The organism is Stenotrophomonas panacihumi (genome assembly GCF_001431645.1).
Lineage (GTDB): Bacteria > Pseudomonadota > Gammaproteobacteria > Xanthomonadales > Xanthomonadaceae > Stenotrophomonas_A > Stenotrophomonas_A panacihumi.
Genome location: NZ_LLXU01000120.1, coordinates 1 through 16,153, shown reverse-complemented (window position 1 = coordinate 16,153; position 16,153 = coordinate 1). Strand labels below are relative to the sequence as shown.

At 70.5% G+C, this 16,153-nt stretch carries 16 protein-coding genes; 11 read left to right on the top strand and 5 right to left on the bottom strand.

The genetic code is table 11. The annotated features are described in order from the left end of the window. Positions 1-2: 2 nt before the first annotated feature. From ARC20_RS15225 to ARC20_RS15185, 9 genes are all read left to right on the top strand, one after another. Positions 3-134: an entericidin A/B family lipoprotein gene (locus tag ARC20_RS15225; protein WP_057648617.1), complete on the top strand. Its 132-nt coding sequence runs from the start codon at positions 3-5 to the stop codon at positions 132-134. 210 nt (positions 135-344) lie between these two features. Further along, positions 345-563, top strand: coding sequence for a CsbD family protein (locus ARC20_RS15220; RefSeq protein WP_057648615.1), 219 nt, complete (start codon positions 345-347; stop codon positions 561-563). A 163-nt stretch (positions 564-726) separates the two neighbouring features. Further along, entirely contained in the window at positions 727-2,019 is a 1,293-nt protein-coding gene (locus ARC20_RS15215; protein ID WP_057648613.1) for a tryptophan--tRNA ligase, read from the top strand. Between the two features lie 83 nt (positions 2,020-2,102). Continuing rightward, on the top strand, positions 2,103-3,038 hold the full coding sequence (locus ARC20_RS15210; RefSeq protein ID WP_057648611.1) for an MBL fold metallo-hydrolase: 936 nt from the start codon (positions 2,103-2,105) through the stop codon (positions 3,036-3,038). 74 nt (positions 3,039-3,112) lie between these two features. Next, positions 3,113-4,762: a M28 family metallopeptidase gene (locus ARC20_RS15205; protein ID WP_057648609.1), complete on the top strand. Its 1,650-nt coding sequence runs from the start codon at positions 3,113-3,115 to the stop codon at positions 4,760-4,762. A 106-nt stretch (positions 4,763-4,868) separates the two neighbouring features. After that, positions 4,869-5,768 carry a drug/metabolite exporter YedA gene (gene yedA, locus ARC20_RS15200; protein WP_057648607.1) on the top strand — a complete coding sequence of 300 codons (900 nt, stop codon included), beginning with the start codon at positions 4,869-4,871 and terminating at the stop codon, positions 5,766-5,768. 5 nt (positions 5,769-5,773) lie between these two features. After that, positions 5,774-6,679, top strand: coding sequence for an EamA family transporter RarD (rarD, locus tag ARC20_RS15195; RefSeq protein WP_057648605.1), 906 nt, complete (start codon positions 5,774-5,776; stop codon positions 6,677-6,679). A 76-nt stretch (positions 6,680-6,755) separates the two neighbouring features. Beyond that, positions 6,756-7,712 carry an XdhC family protein gene (locus tag ARC20_RS15190; protein ID WP_081418224.1) on the top strand — a complete coding sequence of 319 codons (957 nt, stop codon included), beginning with the start codon at positions 6,756-6,758 and terminating at the stop codon, positions 7,710-7,712. Next, the gene (locus ARC20_RS15185; RefSeq protein ID WP_057648603.1) at positions 7,709-8,314 is read left to right on the top strand and encodes a nucleotidyltransferase family protein; all 606 of its coding nucleotides are present in this window, start codon (positions 7,709-7,711) and stop codon (positions 8,312-8,314) included. Before ARC20_RS15190 ends, ARC20_RS15185 begins: the two co-directional genes overlap by 4 nt. Here ARC20_RS15185 and ARC20_RS15180 read toward each other — a convergent pair. The 5 genes from ARC20_RS15180 to ARC20_RS15160 all read right to left on the bottom strand — a co-directional run bounded on the left by ARC20_RS15180 (position 8,283) and on the right by ARC20_RS15160 (position 14,245). Beyond that, positions 8,283-9,410 carry an alpha/beta hydrolase family protein gene (locus ARC20_RS15180; RefSeq protein WP_181360146.1) on the bottom strand — a complete coding sequence of 376 codons (1,128 nt, stop codon included), beginning with the start codon at positions 9,408-9,410 and terminating at the stop codon, positions 8,283-8,285. The genes ARC20_RS15185 and ARC20_RS15180 overlap by 32 nt on opposite strands. A gap of 184 nt (positions 9,411-9,594) precedes the next feature. Further along, positions 9,595-10,905 carry an ABC transporter permease gene (locus tag ARC20_RS15175; RefSeq protein ID WP_057648600.1) on the bottom strand — a complete coding sequence of 437 codons (1,311 nt, stop codon included), beginning with the start codon at positions 10,903-10,905 and terminating at the stop codon, positions 9,595-9,597. Between the two features lie 13 nt (positions 10,906-10,918). Further along, complete coding sequence (locus tag ARC20_RS15170) at positions 10,919-12,076, bottom strand: ABC transporter permease (protein WP_057648598.1); 1,158 nt, start codon at positions 12,074-12,076, stop codon at positions 10,919-10,921. A gap of 12 nt (positions 12,077-12,088) precedes the next feature. Then, positions 12,089-12,778 (bottom strand): ABC transporter ATP-binding protein, encoded by a 690-nt coding sequence (locus ARC20_RS15165; protein ID WP_057648596.1) that lies wholly within the window; start codon positions 12,776-12,778, stop codon positions 12,089-12,091. Positions 12,779-12,994: 216 nt separating this feature from the next. Next, positions 12,995-14,245 (bottom strand): efflux RND transporter periplasmic adaptor subunit, encoded by a 1,251-nt coding sequence (locus ARC20_RS15160; protein ID WP_057648714.1) that lies wholly within the window; start codon positions 14,243-14,245, stop codon positions 12,995-12,997. Positions 14,246-14,473: 228 nt separating this feature from the next. Between ARC20_RS15160 and ARC20_RS15155 the strand changes: the two genes are divergently transcribed. Then, on the top strand, positions 14,474-15,379 hold the full coding sequence (locus ARC20_RS15155; RefSeq protein WP_057648594.1) for an ABC transporter ATP-binding protein: 906 nt from the start codon (positions 14,474-14,476) through the stop codon (positions 15,377-15,379). Next, positions 15,376-16,125 carry an ABC transporter permease gene (locus ARC20_RS15150; RefSeq protein WP_057648593.1) on the top strand — a complete coding sequence of 250 codons (750 nt, stop codon included), beginning with the start codon at positions 15,376-15,378 and terminating at the stop codon, positions 16,123-16,125. Before ARC20_RS15155 ends, ARC20_RS15150 begins: the two co-directional genes overlap by 4 nt. The last annotated feature ends 28 nt before the right edge of the window (positions 16,126-16,153 follow it).

The following is a 16,153-nucleotide window of genomic DNA, read 5'->3' as shown; positions in this document are numbered from 1 at the left end:
CAATGAAGCGAGTGATGACCCTGCTGGTCCTGGGCATGTTCTCCATGGCCGTGCTGTCCGGCTGCAACACCGTGGCTGGCGCCGGCAAGGACGTGCAGAAGGCCGGTGAGAAGGTGCAGGACGCGGCGAAGTAAGTCGACGCGTGGGAGGGGGAGAAGCGGGCTTCGGCCCGCTTTTCTTTTGCGCGAAGATTTTTGCGCGCGCTTCACCTTCGCATTGAATTGTTCATGGCGATGAGGAAGCCCTTGACGCCGGTTGACCTGATGCCAACGCCGCTCCCGCGAATCTGATCGCACGCGGCCGGTGGGCCGTTCATCGACGACAACGACACACAGGAGTGCGCCATGAACAAAGACATCATCTCCGGCAAGTGGACCCAGCTGAAGGGCAAGATGCAGGCGAAGTGGGGCGACCTCACCGACGACGATTTCGACGTCGCCGAGGGCAACGCGCAGTACCTCTCCGGCAAGCTGCAGGAACGCTATGGCTGGGATCGCGACCGCGCGGAGAAAGAGGTCAAGGACTTCGACGACGCGCTGCGCAAGGAATACAAGGACTACTGAGTCCGGCGCGGGGCTTGCGCCCGGCGTTGTTCCAGAGGCGGGCTGCTCCGGCAGCCCGCCTTTTCCATGCCCGGAACCCGGCTTTCCGGCCCGCATGTGGCGATGGGAATCCGGGCCTGCGGTTAAACTGGCGGGGTATCTCGTTCCCCTGGCCAATCCCCACATGACCACCCGCGTCCTCACCGGCATCACCACTTCGGGCACGCCCCACCTGGGCAACTACGTCGGCGCCGTGCGCCCGGCGATCGCGGCCAGCCGCGCCACCGACGTGGAGAGCTTCTATTTCCTGGCCGACCTGCACAGCCTCATCAAGGCCCAGGACCCGGGGCGCACCCAGCGCTCGACGCTGGAGATCGCCGCCACCTGGCTGGCCTGCGGCCTGGATCCGGACAAGGTGTGGTTCTACCGGCAGAGCGACATCCCGGAGATCAACGAACTCAACTGGTTCCTGACCTGCATCGCCGGCAAGGGCATCCTCAACCGCGCGCACGCCTACAAGGCCGCGGTGGACAAGAACACCGCCGAGGGCGAGGACGCCGATGCCGGCATCACCGCCGGGCTGTTCATGTACCCGGTGCTGATGGCGGCCGACATCCTGATCTTCAATGCGAAGCAGGTGCCGGTGGGCCGCGACCAGGTGCAGCACATCGAGATGGCGCGCGATTTCGCGCAGCGCTTCAACCATGTCTACGGTCGCGAGTTCTTCGTGCTGCCCGAAGCGCTGATCGACGAGCAGGTCGCCACGCTGCCGGGCCTGGACGGCCGCAAGATGAGCAAGTCCTACGACAACACCATCCCGCTGTTCGCCAAGCGAGAGGAACTGCGCCGGCTGGTGTTCTCGATCCTCACTGATTCGCGTGCGCCCGGCGAGCCGAAGACCACCGAAGGCTCGGCGCTGTTCCAGCTCTACCAGGCCTTCGCCAGCGCCGGGGAAACCGCCGCGTTCGCCCAGGCCTTCGCCGACGGCATCTCCTGGGGCGATGCCAAGCAGCAGCTGTTCGAGCGCATCGATGCGGAAATCGCGCCGCTGCGCGAGCGCTACGAGGCCTTGATGGCCGACCCGGCCGCGATCGAGGCCACGCTGCGCCGCGGCGGCGAGCGTTTGCGCGAGCAGTTCGCCAAGCCGTTCCTGGCCGAGCTGCGCCATGCCGTGGGCCTGCGCGATCTTTCCGCGCAGGGCGGCGAGGAAGGCAAGCAGAAGAAGGCCAAGGCCGCGTTGCCGGTGTTCAAGCAGTACCGCGAGGCGGATGGCCGCTTCTACTTCAAGCTGACCGACGACGCCGGCGTGCTGCTCATCCAGAGCGAGGGCTTCGATTCGCCGCGCGAGGCGGGGCAGACGATCGCCGTGCTCAAGCAGGCGGCCGCGGCCGATGCGCTGGAGTCGCCGCTGTTCAAGCTGGAAGCGGAGACCGATGCGGTGCTGGAAGCGCTGCAGGCGCTGCGCGAGGCAGGCTGAGTTCCCTGCGACGAAAGCCGCATCCGCAGCCCGCGCCCATACCGCCTAGAATGGCGCCATCCAGCGACCCCACAGGACGCCAGATGGCCGACCACGGCATCCATACGCTCGACACCGGCTTCCAGCGGCCGGATTTCGATGCCGCCTACCTGCTCGTCGAGCAGGGGCGCGGCGCCTTCATCGATTGCGGCACCGCGCTCGCCGTGCCGGCGATGCTGGCCGCATTGCCGGCCGCGGGCCTCGCACCCGGGGACGTGGACTGGCTGGTCCTCACCCACGTCCATCTCGACCACGCCGGCGGTGCCGGCGCGCTGATCCAGCACCTGCCCAACGCGAAGCTGCTGGTGCACCCGCGCGGCGCGCCGCACATGATCGACCCCGCGCGGCTGCTCGCCGGCGCCACCGAGGTCTATGGCGCCGAGGAGATCGCGCGCAGCTATGGCGAAGTGCTGCCGGTGCCGGAAGCGCGCGTGGTCATCGCCGAGGACGGCGGCAGCATCTCGCTGGCTGGCCGCCCCTTGCTCACGCTCGACACGCCCGGCCACGCCCGCCACCACCTGTGCGTGTGGGATGCGCGCAGCCGCAGCTGGTTCACCGGCGATACCTTCGGCCTGTCCTATCGCGAACTCGATTCGGCGCAGGGGCCCTTCATCGTGCCGACCTCCTCGCCGGTGCAGTTCGAGCCCGAGGCCATGCGCGCGTCCATCGAACGCCTGCTGTCCTACGACCCCGAGGCGATGTACCTCACGCACTACGGCCGCGTGGCGCCGCCCGAGGCGCTGGGCCGCGCGCTCATCGAGCAGATCGACGCGATGGCCGCGCTGGCGCGCAGTTGCGACGAACGCCCCGACCGCCACCGCTGCCTGGTCGCCGCGCTCACCGAGTTGTACCTCGAACGCGCGCACGCGCACGGCATCCCGCTCGACGACGAGGCGGTGACGCGCGTGCTGGCGATGGACATAGAGCTCAATGCACAGGGCCTGGCCAGCTGGCTCGATCGCGCACGCCGCGCGGCCTGATGACGCTCGGCGCGGGGCGTCGCGCGCACTACACTGTGCGTCCCCCGTCCAAGAAAGCCACTGCCGTGAATCCGATGCGCATCCTGCTGCTCTCCGCCTGCCTGTTCGTCGGAGGCGTCGCCCACGCGGCGAACGATGCGGCCACGCAGATCGATGCCGAGGCACTTTCGCGCCACGTGCAGGTGCTGGCCTCGGACGCGTACGAAGGCCGCGCGCCGGCCACCGCCGGCGAGCAGCGCACGCTGGATTACCTCAGCGCGCAGTTCAAGCAGGCCGGCCTGCAGCCCGGTGGCGACGCCGGTGGCTGGACGCAGGCGGTGCCGCTGGTGCGCGTGTCGGTGGAGGGCCCGGTCGAGGCCAGCCTGCAGCAGGGCGGCAAGACCCGCGCGCTGCGCAACGGCGAGGACATCACCCTGCAGAGCCTGCGTCCCGGCACCGAAGTGGCGGTGAAGGACGCGCCGCTGGTGTTCGTCGGCTACGGCATCAGCGCGCCGGAGCGCCACTGGGACGACTACAAGGGCGTCGACCTGAAGGGCAAGGTCGCCGTCATGCTGATCAACGATGCCGACTTCGAAGCCCCCACCCCGGGCGCGTTCGATGGCAAGGCGGTCACCTACTACGGCCGCTGGACCTACAAGTTCGAGGAAGCCGCGCGCCGCGGCGCCACCGGCGTGCTGATCGTCCATGAGGCCGCGCCGGCCGCCTACGGCTGGAACACCGTGCGCAGCTCCGGCCTGTCGCCGCTGTTCGACATCGAGCGCGACGACGCGCAGGCCCGCGCGATGCACACGCCGCTGCGCGGCTGGCTGCAGCGCGAGCAGGCGGTGGCGATCTTCCGCGACGCCGGGCTGGATTTCGACGCACTCAAGCGCCAGGCCATGCAGGCCGATTTCCGCCCGGTGCCGCTGGGCGACGCGCGCCTGAGCGCGCAGTTCAAACTCAAGCGCGAGCGCGTGGTCACCCACAACGTGGTCGCGCGCCTGCCGGGCACCACGCATGCGGACGAAACGGTGATCTTCTCCGCGCACTGGGATGCCTTCGGCATCGGCGAGCCGGACAAGGACGGCGACCGCATCCGCCATGGCGCCGTGGACAACGCCACCGGCGTGGCCAGCGTGCTTGAACTGGCCCGCGCCTTCGCGGCCGGCCCGCGCCCGCAGCGCAGCCTGCTGTTCATCGCGCTCACCGCCGAGGAGAAGGGCCTGCTCGGCGCCAGCTACTACGCCGCCCACCCGCTGGCGCCGCTGGACCGCACCGTGGCCGTGTTGAACATGGAGATGTTCAGCCCCGACGGCCCGACCCGCGACATCGCCTCCTGGGGCCTGGGCCGCGTCTCGCTGGAGGGCGACCTCAAGCGCGTGGCCGAAGCCCATGGCCGCCAGTACAGCCCGGATCCGAACCTGGAAGCCGGCTTCTTCTACCGCGCCGACCACTTCGCCTTCGCCCGCGTCGGCGTGCCGGCGATCACCATCGGCCCCGGCCTGGACCGCGTGGAAGGCGGCGTGGCGGCGGGCAAGGCCCTGCGCGATGCGTACTTCCGCGATTGCTACCACCAGCCCTGTGACCGCTGGACCGCCCAGTGGGACGCGCGCGGCCATGCCGCCGATACCCAGCTGGTCCACGACCTGGGCCTGGAACTGGCCAATGGCCGCACCTGGCCGGCATGGGGCGAGGGTAGCGAGTTCAAGGACGCCCGCGAGCGCAGCGCCGCCGCGCGCCGCTGAGCGCGGCAGCGTTGCAACGGCGTCGCGCGTCGTTCCACCGCGCGCGCTGTAAGGCCGGGGAAAAGGACTAGAATTTCCCTCCTTTCCGGCCTTCCCACGGGTTCGCATGTCCTCCCCCGCCGACGCTGGCGCGCATGGCGCGCGCAGCGGCTTCGTCGTCCTCGCCCTGCTGATCGTCTACCTCGTCTGGGGCTCGACCTACCTGGGCATCCGGCTCGCGCTGGAGGGCGGCGCGCTGCCCCTGACGATGGTCTCCGGCGGGCGCTTCATCATCGCCGGCACGCTGATGTACGCGGTGCTGCGCTGGCGCGGCGTGCCCGCGCCCACGCGCGCGCAGTGGCCGAACATCGCGATGATGGGCGCCACGCTGCTGCTGCTCGGCAACGGCATGGTGGTGCTGGCCGAACGCGACGTGTCCTCCGGTCTGGCCGCCACCGCGGTCGCCTCGGTGCCGCTGTGGATGGCCTTGTTCTCGGCATTGCGCGGCCAGCACGCCAGCCGGGGCGAGTGGCTGGGCATCGTGATCGGCTTCCTCGGCGTGGTCTGGCTCAATGCCGGCAGCAGCCTGACCGCCACGCCCACCGGCCTGGTGTTGCTGCTAATCGCCCCGCTTGGCTGGGCCTTCGGTTCGATCTGGTCGCGCGGCCGCGACCTGCCGTCGCCGTTCATGACCGCCGCCGGGCAGATGATTTGCGGCGGCGTGCTGATCTTCCTCGCCGGCCTGCTCATCGGCGAACGCCCGCATGCGCTGCCCACCCGGCAGGGCCTGCTGGCGGTCGCCTACCTGTGCGTGTTCGGTTCGATCGTCGCCTTCACCGCCTACGTCTGGCTGCTGCACCACGTGCGCCCGGCGCTGGCCGGCAGCTATGCCTACGTGAACCCGGTGATCGCGGTGGCGCTGGGCGCCTGGCTGGGCCATGAGCGCTTCGGCGCCAGCGACCTCGGCGCGATGGCGGTGATCCTTGCCGGCGTGGTGGTGGTCACCCTGTCGCGCGCGCGCAAGTGACCGCCATGACCGATACCGCACTGCGCCAGCGCCGCCAGGGCGTGGCGATCACCGCGGGCGCCTTCGTCATCTGGGGCCTGTTCCCGGTCTATTGGCACCTGCTCAAGGCGGTGCCTTCGCCGTTGATCATTGCCCACCGCATCGTGTGGAGCACGCTGCTGGTGGTCGGCTGGCTGCTGCTCACCACGCGGCTGGACTGGCTGCGCCGCATCGCCGCGCAGCCGCGCGCGCTCGGGCTGCTGGCGCTGAGCGGGGTGTCGATCGGCTTCAACTGGGGCCTGTACATCTGGGCGATCAACGCCGGCCACGTCATCGAAAGCAGCCTGGGTTACTACATCAACCCGCTGGTGAGCGTGCTGCTGGGCGTGGTGGTGCTCAAGGAACGCCTGCGTACCCTGCAGTGGCTGGCGGTGGGCTGCGCGGCGCTGGGCGTGGCCTGGCTCACCTGGTCGGCCGGGGCGCCGCCGTGGATCGCGCTGGGCCTGGCGCTGTCGTTCGGGCTGTACGGGCTGCTGCGCAAGATCGTCGCCGTCGATGCGGTGGCCGGCCTGGGCGTGGAGAGCCTGTACCTGTTCCTGCCCGCGCTCGGCTTCGTGCTGTGGAGCGAGCAGGGCCACGGCGGTGGCTTCCTGCAGGGCTGGTCGCTGCGCGACGACCTGCTGCTGGCGTTCGGCGGCGTGGTCACCGCGGTCCCGCTGATCGCCTTCGCCTACGGCGTGCGGCGCATCCCGCTCTCGCTGGTCGGCATCCTGCAGTACATCGCGCCGACGTTGCAGCTGCTGCTCGGCGTGTGGGTCTTCCACGAAGTGTTCGACCCGCAGCGGGCGCTGGGCTTCTGCGCCATCTGGATCGGCCTGGCGCTGTTCCTCGGCGAAGGCCTGTGGCAGTCGCGCCGGCGCGCCGCCGCCTAGGGACACGCGCACGCCGCGCATGCAGGCCGCGCGTTAGTCTGGCGGCTGGCGCATAGCGAGAGGGGACGCTTCCCCGATGACGGCTGCACGACATGCCCTTCAAGCCAGCCTGGCGGCCGCGGCCACCGGGCAACCCGCCACGCTGGCGGTGGTGTTCGCCACCGAAGGCTCGACCTACGTCAAACCCGGCGCGTTGGCGCTGTTCGGCGGCGAGGACGTGCGCCAGGGCTGGCTCAGCGGCGGCTGCCTGGAAGCGGATATCGCCTTGCGCGCCGACGCCGCGTTGCAGGGCGGAGAAGCCGCATGGATGGAGATCGACACACGCGGCGACGAGGACCTGCTCTCCGGCGCGGCGGTAGGCTGCCGTGGGCGCCTGCACCTGGCGCTGTTGCCATTGCCGCTGATGCCAGGCTGGGATGCGCTCGCGCGTGGCTGGCTGGCGCGCGAGGGTGGGCTGCACCTGCGGTTGGACGAACGAGGCCACATCGAGGCGCGGGTCGGCAGCCACTCGCGCGCATGGTCGTTGCCGTTCGGCGGCGAGCGGCCCGCATCGCTGGCAGTGCACATTGCCCCGCCACCTTCGGTGGTGCTGTTCGGTGCCGGCCCGGAAAGCGCGACGCTGCTGCCGTGGCTGCGCGAGCTGGGCTGGATCACCACGCTGGTGGAGAAGCGGCCGCGCTGGCGCGGCCAAGGCGCGTTGGCCGACCACCCCATCGAGGCCACGCCCTCGCAGGCGCTGGCCGCTGGCCTGCAGGCCGATGCGGCGCTGGTGATGCACCACCACTTCGAGCTCGACCGCGAAACCCTCGATGCCCTGGTCACTCACCCGGTGCCCTTCATCGGCCTGCTCGGCCCGCGCCGACGCCAGCAGGACCTGTTCCAGCTGCTCTCGCCCGCGCAGCGCGAGGCGTTGCTGCCGCGGCTGCATTCGCCGGTCGGCCTGGCGCTGGGCGGCGAGGGGCCGCAGGCGATCGCACTGAGCATCGCCGCGCAGCTGCAGCGCTGGCGCGACGAGGCGGACGCACCCGCATGAGCATGGGCTTCGTCGCCGTGGTGCTGGCCGCGGGCGGCAGCACCCGCCTGGGCCGGCCCAAGCAGCTGCTGCGGCGCGACGGCGAAACGCTGCTGCGGCGAAGCGCGCGGCTGGCGCATGCCAGCGGGGCGAGCCGCGTGCTCGTGGCGCTCGGGGCCGAGGCCGCGCATCTGCGCGGAGAGCTACAGGGCATCGCGGTGGAGATCGTGGAAGTTGCCGATTGGCCGCAAGGCCTGGGCGCGAGCCTCGCGCGGCTGCAGGCCACGTTGGGCGAGGCCGGCTACCGTCGCGTGCTGGTGCTCGGATGCGACCAACCCGCGCTGGGCGTATCGCACCTGGCCCAGTTGCTCGACGCCGCCGAACACGCGCCCGCCGGTGGCGCCTTCAGCGCCTATGCCGGCGTGCGTGGCCTGCCGGCGGTGGTCGCGGCCGAGGACTGGCGGCAGGCGCGCTTTGCCGGCGACGAAGGCCTGCGCACGATCGCCCGCGATCCGGCGCGCGCCTTCGGCCATGTGCCCGCCCCCGACCTGGCGCTGGACATCGACACCCCCGCCGACCTCGCGGCAGCCGTCAGCCTCGGCTGGTTGGATAGGCCGGATTGAGCGAGGCGCGGATCTCCCCGCCCGCCGGCAGCTGCAGCGGCGCCGGGCACTGTGCCTGCGGGGACGGGTTGGCCTCGAACCATTCCTCCACCATCGGGGCCAGCAGGTCCAGCCGCATCGGCAGGCTCAGGTGGTCCTCGTCGTGCAATTCCAGGTAGTGCGCGCGCGGCGCCGAGGTCGCCAGCCGGCGGCCATGCGCCACCGGGATGTGGTGGTCGGCATCTCCATGCAGCAACAGCACGCAGGCGCGTGCATCCATCACCGCCGGGGCGACGTCGAGCTTGTCCAGGTCCAGGCCCAGCTGCTGGTCGGCGGCGGCGATCACCTGGTCCAGGTTCTGGTGGCCATAGCGCCAGCGCATGTAGCCGGACACCGCGCGCGCCTGCCAGCCCTGCGGGCTTTCGGCGAGCATGTGCGGAATCATGTCGCGGATGCCGCGCCCGGCGTTGGCGAAGGATTCCACCGCCACCACGCCGGCGACCTGGTCGCCCAGTTTGTCGGCGGTGAACAGCGCGGTGGCCGCGCCGTAGGAGACGCCGAACAGGTACAGCGGCCCGGTGATTTCGCCGCGTTCGCGCAGCTCGCCGATCACGCGCACCACGTCGTCCGATTCGCGCGTGCCGTAGCCGGACAACCCGCTGCCGGACTGCCCGTGGTTGCGCAGGTCCAGCGCGATGGTGCGATAGCCCGCCTGCGCCAGCGTGAGCGACCACGGCAGCAGCGAGTTGCCATCCATCATCCAGCCGTGCAGCAGGATCACCGTGCCGCGCGGCGCCACCCGCGGCTGCGCGGCCAGGTGCGGCTTGAGATCGAACTTGAAGGCGTTGCGGGTGAAGCCGCCGGTGTTGAGGCTGCGGCTGAAGTGGTACTTGAAGCCGTAGTCGCCTGGCTCGAACGCGCGCCAGAAGATCGGCACGTCGTCGCGGCCGGGCAGGGTGCCACTGCGGTTCGGGATCTGCGCGAGCAGGGCCTGCGAATCCAGCATGCCGAGCAGCGGCGAGGCGCCGCCGGGCGCGACCAGGCGGGAGCTGAGCGAGGTGGAGGAGCAGCCGGTGCCGGCCAGCCACGCGCAAAGCAGGGCCAGCAGGCCGGCCACGAAGAACGGGCGCGACATGGTGGGGGCATTCCGAAGGGAACAACAGAAGCCGCAGCCTAGCGTCGTCGCGGGGCGGCTTCTACCGCGCTTGCATGACAACCATGTGACCGTTGGGAACGGTTGGGCGAGGTCGGCGCCGCCTTCACCCCGCGCCCGGACAGGGGCGCGGGGCAGGTGCGGGCCGTCAGACCTCGCGCAGCGCCACGGTGATCGGCAGGCGCGCCGCGCGCAGGGCCGGGAACAGGCCGCCGACCAGGCCGATGCCCAGCGCCCACTTCAGGCCGGTCCACAGCAGCTCGGGCGAGACGCGGAACTGGAACACCACCTGGCTGAAATTGCTGCCCAGTGTGGAGACGCTGTAGCCGTTGAAGATCGCCCAGGCGATCAAGCCGCCCAGCACGCCGCCCAGCAGGGCCAGCAGCATCGTCTCCAGCATCACCGCCACCACCACCGGCAGGCCGCGGAAGCCGATCGCGCGCATCGTGGCGATCTCGCGCGCCCGCGTGGCGACCGCCGCGTACATGGTGTTGAGCGCGCCGAACACCGCGCCGAACGCCATGATCGTGCCGATGAACTTGCCCAGCACTTCCAGCACCTTGCTCAGGTTGCCGCCCTGCTTGCGGTAGTACTCGCGGGTGGTGGAGACATCGAGCTTCAGCCGCGGATCGGCCGCCATCGCGGTCTTGAACTGGCTGTAGCCGTCGGCGCCGGTGGTGCGCACGCTGATCGACTGGTACGCGCGCCGGTTGTAGGTACTGGCCAGGGTCTCGGTGTCGGTCCACATTTCCGAGTCATGCGCGTCGCCGCTGGTGAACACGCCCACGACCGTCCACGCCTGGTTGCCGAGGTTGAGCGACTTGCCCACCTCCAGCCCGCGGAACTGCGACTGCGCGCCCTTGCCGACCACGATCTCGCGCAGGCCCGGCTTGAACTGCCGTCCTTCGATGATCTTGACCTTGTCGTGCACCGTCCACGCCTGCTCGCCGACGCCGCGGAACTGCGCGTTGACGTCGGTGCCGTCGGCCTTGGAGACCAGGTTCACCACCTGCGACAGCTCCGGCGACACCAGCGGACGGTTGTCCGCGCCGCGCGCCACGCCGGGCAGGCTGGCGATCAGCGGCACCTGGTCGCGCATGATCACCGAGTTGGTCTCGGCCTGCGAACCGCCGCGCAGCACGATGGCGGTGGTGTCGTCACCGGTGCTGTCGAGCGTGGCCTGGAAGCCGCGGCCCATCGCCAGCATCGCCACCAGTACGCCGACCACGCCGGCAATGCCGACCACGATCACCGAAGTCGCGCCCCAGCGCTGCGGCAGGCTGGCGATGCCGATGCGCGCGGCCGCCAGCGACAGCCGGCCGGTGCGCGTGAGCAGCAGCCACAGCGCGATGACCACGGCCACGCCGAGCACCGCGAACCACGGCAGCACGATCCACACCACCAGCGCGATGGCCAGCAGCACGATCGACAGCAGGTTCCACATCCATTGCTTCTTCATGTGCGTGTGCTCCTCAGCGTCCGGCCAGCGCGTCGACGATCTTCAGCCGCTGCGCGCGCAACGCCGGCAGCAGTCCCACCACCACGCCGATGCCGACCATCAGCACCAGGCCGATCACCCACGTCTGCGCCGGCACGAAATGCACCGGCAGCGCGCCGCCGGAGGCCTTGGCCAGGCCGGGGATCGCCAGCGAGGCCAGGCCCATGCCGAGCAGCCCGCCCAGCACCACCAGCAGCACCGATTCGAACATCACCAGCGCCAGCACCGTGCCGTCCTTGAAGCCCAGCGTCTTGAGCGTGGCCAGTTCCGGGATGCGCTCGCGCACCGCCTGCGCCATCGTGTTGCCGGTGAGCAGCACCAGGGTGAAGAACACCGCGCCCATGATCGAGGTGACGATCAGCCCGATATCGGCGAACTGCTTGATGAAGGCCTGCTGGAACGCCGATTCGGTCTGCGTCTTGGTCTCGTGGTCGGAGTTGGCCGAGAGCGCGTCGATGGCCTGCGCCACGCGCGAGGCCTGGTCGGCGTTGGCCAGCTTCACCGTGTACCAGCTGACCTGGCTCTTGATGTAGTCGTTGGACTCGTCGAAGTACTTCCAGTTCATCATCAACTGGTTTTCGGCCTGCACGTTGGCGCGGTCCTTGGCGCGGAAGATCAGCTTCAGCTCCAGCGGCCAGTCGTTGCTGCCGCCACGCGGGAAGATGGTCGCCTGCAGTGGGATCGTGTCGCCCACCTTCCAGCCGAACTTCTTGGCCAGCGCCTCGCCCACGGCCGCGCCGGTGCGGGTGTTCTGGAACGCCTTGAGCTGGTCCGCCGGCACGTCGTACTCGGTGTAGACGTCGAAGAAGTTCGGCGCCACCGAGAAGTTCGGGAAGAAGTCCTTCGGGTCGCGGTAGATGCCGCCGAACCACATCGCGTAGGTGACGTCACGCACGCCGGGGATGCTGCGGATCTGCGGTTCCAGCCGCACCGGCAGGGATTGGGTGATCGACAGCCGCGAGGCCACCACCAGGCGGTTGGCGCCTTCCACCGAGCCGCCGGAGGTGAACGCCACGCGCACCGAGTCGAGCAGGCCGAACAGGAGGAAGGCGACCACCACCGAGAACAGCGTCAGCATCGTCCGCGTCTTGCTGCGGAACAGCTGCGCCCATACGAGCGAAAGATATTTCATGGCATCCCCCGATCAGTGCGCGGCCGGGGCATCGGCCAGCTCGCCCTTGTCCAGGTGGATGGTGTGGGTGGCGTATTCGGCCGCCTTCGGGTCGTGGGTGACCATGATGATGGTCTTGCCGTGCTCGCGGTTGAGCTGCTGCAGCAGCTTGAGGATCTCCTCGGCGTTGTGGCGGTCCAGGTCGCCCGTCGGTTCGTCGCAGATCAGGAAGGTCGGGTCGGAGACGATCGCGCGGGCGATCGCCACGCGCTGCTGCTGGCCGCCGGAGAGCTCGTTCGGCCGGTGGCTGGCGCGGTCGGCCAGGCCGACCAGGGTCAGCGCGATTTCCGCGTTGCGCTTGCGCTGCGCCGCGCCCAGGTGGGTGAGCAACAGCGGCAGCTCGACGTTCTTCTGCGCGTTGAGCATCGGCATCAGGTTGTAGAACTGGAACACGAAGCCGACGTGGTGGCTGCGCCAGCTGGCGAGCTGGCCGCCGCTCAGGCGGTCGATGCGCTCGCCCTCGATCTCGATCTCGCCGCCCGTGGGGCTGTCGAGGCCGCCGATCAGGTTGAGCAGGGTGGTCTTGCCCGAGCCGGAGGGGCCCATCAGCGCGACGAAATCGCCGCGCTCGATCTCCAGGTCGATCCCGTGCAGCACCTGCACTTTCTCCGGGCCGCGTTGATAGGTCTTGGTGACATTGCGCAGGGTAACCAGGGCGGACATGGGCTTTCCTCTATGAATGCGGCGGATGCAGGGTGGTTCGTTGGACGGCGCGGTTCCTTACGCCAGCGACGTCCGGCGCGGCGCCGTTTCGACAGCGCGCACCGGCCCGGCGCGACCGCGATCGGGGTAACGGCAAAACCAGCGACTTGTGGCAACGCGAAAGCGACAGCGACGAACGATGCGAAAGCGACGAACGGTGGCGGCGGGCGTGGCGTTTTACTCGGCTTGCGCGCCGGCGAGGGTGACCTTGTCGCCGTCCTTGAGCGCGGGCGGCGGGTCGAGCACGACGGTATCGCCGGCGGTGAGGCCGGACAGGACCTGGCGGTCATCGCCCATGGCGATGCCGGTCTTCACCGGCTGCACGGCGACGCGGTTCTCTTCGCCGACCACGAAGGCCACGGTGGCGCCCTCGCGTTCGACCAGCGCGCCGCCGGGGACGCGCACGCCCTGCGGCTGCTGCGCCTGCGCCGGCTTGGCTTCTTCCAGGAAGCTCACCCGCACGCCCATTTCCGGGACGATGCGCGGGTCCTTCACCTTCATCGCCACGCGCACCTTGACCGTGGCCTTGCCGCGGTCGGCGGTGGGGATGATGGCGATGACCTCGCCGGGAATCTTCCAGTCCGGATAGGCGTTGAGCACGATCTCCACCGGCATCTTCGGCTGCACGCGGCCGATGTAGGCCTCGCCCACTTCCACTTCGACTTCCAGCGATTCCATGTCCACGATGGTGCCGATGCCGGTGCGGGTGAAGCCGCCGGTTGCCAGCGGCGAGACGATCTCGCCCGGCTGCGCGGCCTTGGCGGTGACCACGCCGCCAAACGGCGCGCGCACGATGGTGTTGTCCACGCCCAGGTCGGAGATGGAGAGGTTGTTGCTGGCCACCTTGACGTTGCGCTGGGCGGTCTGCAGCTGCGCGCGCAGGCCGTCGCGCAGCGCCACCGCCTCGTCGTACTGCGAGCGCGAGACCAGCTGCTGGTCGACCAGGGTCTGCAGGCGCACCGCGTCGGCTTCGGCGCGCTTGAGCTGCGCCGAGACGTTCTCCACCTGGCTGCGCGCGGCGGAAACCTGCGAATCGGCGAGGTCGCGCGCGGCGTCGGCGTCGATGGGGTCCAGGGTGGCCATCACCTGGCCCTCCTCCACGCGCATGCCTTCCTCGATCTTCACCTCGCGCACCTTGCCGGTGATCTTGGCCGAGACCGTGGCCATGCGCCGCGCCACCACGTAGCCGGAGGCATCGAGCACCGAGGCGCTGCTGCCGCCGGCGGTAATCGCCACCACCGGCGCGGTGCGCACTTCCACCGGCGGCTTGCCGCCGAACAGCGCCCACGCGCCGCCGGCCAGCAACAGCAGCACCACCAGCACGCCCAGGCCCATCCACAACCCGCGCCGCGACGGGGGCGGCTCGCGCCCGGCGGGCGCCTTGCGGTCGATCTTGAGTTCCTTCAGCAGATCAGCAGAGGTGTTCATCATGTACACGTGACGTGGAATGGGACGGAATGTGACCGCCGCGACGCCCCGGTGCAAGTTGCCGGAAGTCACTTCATGCCGGCTGGGCTGCGACGGGACGGGGCGCAGCATGATCCCACGGCCGCGCGCCGGCCAGTGACAGCTGTCACCGACGATGCCTGACAGCGGTGACTGCCGCCGCGGCGCGCGCGGCCCGACGCTGGCGGCGTCCACCCACCGGAGCCGGTCATGTCCCTCGCTTTTCCCGCGCCCCTGGCCTGCCTGCGCGGCGCGCACAAGCATTTCGGCCCGCGCCATGCGCTGCGCGGCATCGACCTGGCGGTCGAGGCCGGGCAGGTCGTGGCCCTGCTCGGCGGCAATGGCGCCGGCAAGAGCACCAGCATCGGCCTGTTGCTCGGGCTGCTGCGGCCCGATGCCGGGCAGGCGCTGCTCTCCGGCGCCGCCGCCGAAGACCGCCGCGCCCGCCGCGACGTCGGCGTGATGCTGCAGGCCTGCGGCCTGCCGGACATGCTGCGCGTGCGCGAACTGCTCGACCTCACCCGCCGCTATTACCCCGCGCCGCGCAGCATCGCCGACTGCGTCGCGCTGGCCGGGCTGGAGGACATCTTCGACCGGCGCTACGGCCAGCTCTCCGGCGGGCAGCAGCGCCGCGTGCAGTTCGCGCTGGCGATCTGCGGGCGCCCGCGCCTGCTGTTCCTCGACGAGCCCACCACCGGGCTGGACATCGAGGCGCGCCAGCGGCTGTGGCGCTCCATTCGCGAGATGGTCGCCGAAGGCTGCGGCGTCCTGCTGACCACGCATTACCTGGAAGAAGCCGAAGCGCTGGCCGACCGCGTCATCGTGATGCGCGAAGGCACGGTGGTGGCCGAGGGCGGCATCGACGAGATCCGCAGCCGCGTCGCGCGCACCACGGTGCGCTGCCGCACCGTGCTGGACGCCGGCGAGGTCGCCGGCTGGCCCGGCGTGCAGGCGGTGGCCGCGCACGCGGCCGGCCTGGAAATCCAGGCCGAGCCGGCCGAAGGCGTGGTCGCGCGGCTGCTGGCGGCCGACCCCGCGTTGAGCGCCTTGGAAGTTCGTCGCGCCGGCCTCGCCGACGCGTTCCTCGATCTCACCCGCGAAGCGGAGGCCGCATGAACTCTTCATCCATCCACGCACCGCAGTGGCCGATCTACCTGGCCGAAGCGCGCTGCGAGCTGTTGCGCGTGCTGCGCACCCCGGCCTTCGTGGTGCCCTCGCTGGCGTTCCCGCTGGTGTTCTATTTGATGTTCGGCGTGCTGCTGGGCCACGGGCAGGCGTCCGTGCCGCTGCTGGCCAGCTACACCGTGTTCGGCGCGATGGCGCCGGGGCTGTTCGGTTTCGGCATCGGCCTGGCGCTGGACCGCGAGCGCGGCCTGCTCACGCTCAAGCGCGCGCTGCCCGCGCCGCCCGCGGCCTGGCTGGTGGCGCGCGTGGCGATGGCGATGGTGTTCGCCGCGACCATCGCCACGCTGCTGATCATCGCGGGCGGCCTGTTCGGCGGCGTGCAGCTCGCGCCGATGCAGGCGTGCGCGCTGCTGGCGGTCGGCGTGTTCGCCGCCTTGCCGTTCTGCGCCATTGGCCTGCTGGTCGGCAGCTTCGCCCCGGCCAGCGCCGCGCCGGCCGTGGTGAACCTGGTGTACCTGCCGATGTCGCTGCTCTCGGGGCTGTGGATGCCGCTGTCGGTGCTGCCGCCGGTGTTCTCCACGCTGGCGCCGCTGTGGCCGGCGTGGCACCTCGGGCAGTTGGCGCGCATGGCCGTGGGCTTGCAGGCGCAGGGCGCGGCGTGGGCGCATGTGGCGGTGCCGCTGGTGATCGCGGCGCTATGCTTGCTGCTGGCGCAGCGCCGCCTGCGCCGCGAATGAGCCCGCCCCCGCCCATGCCCGCCTTCCT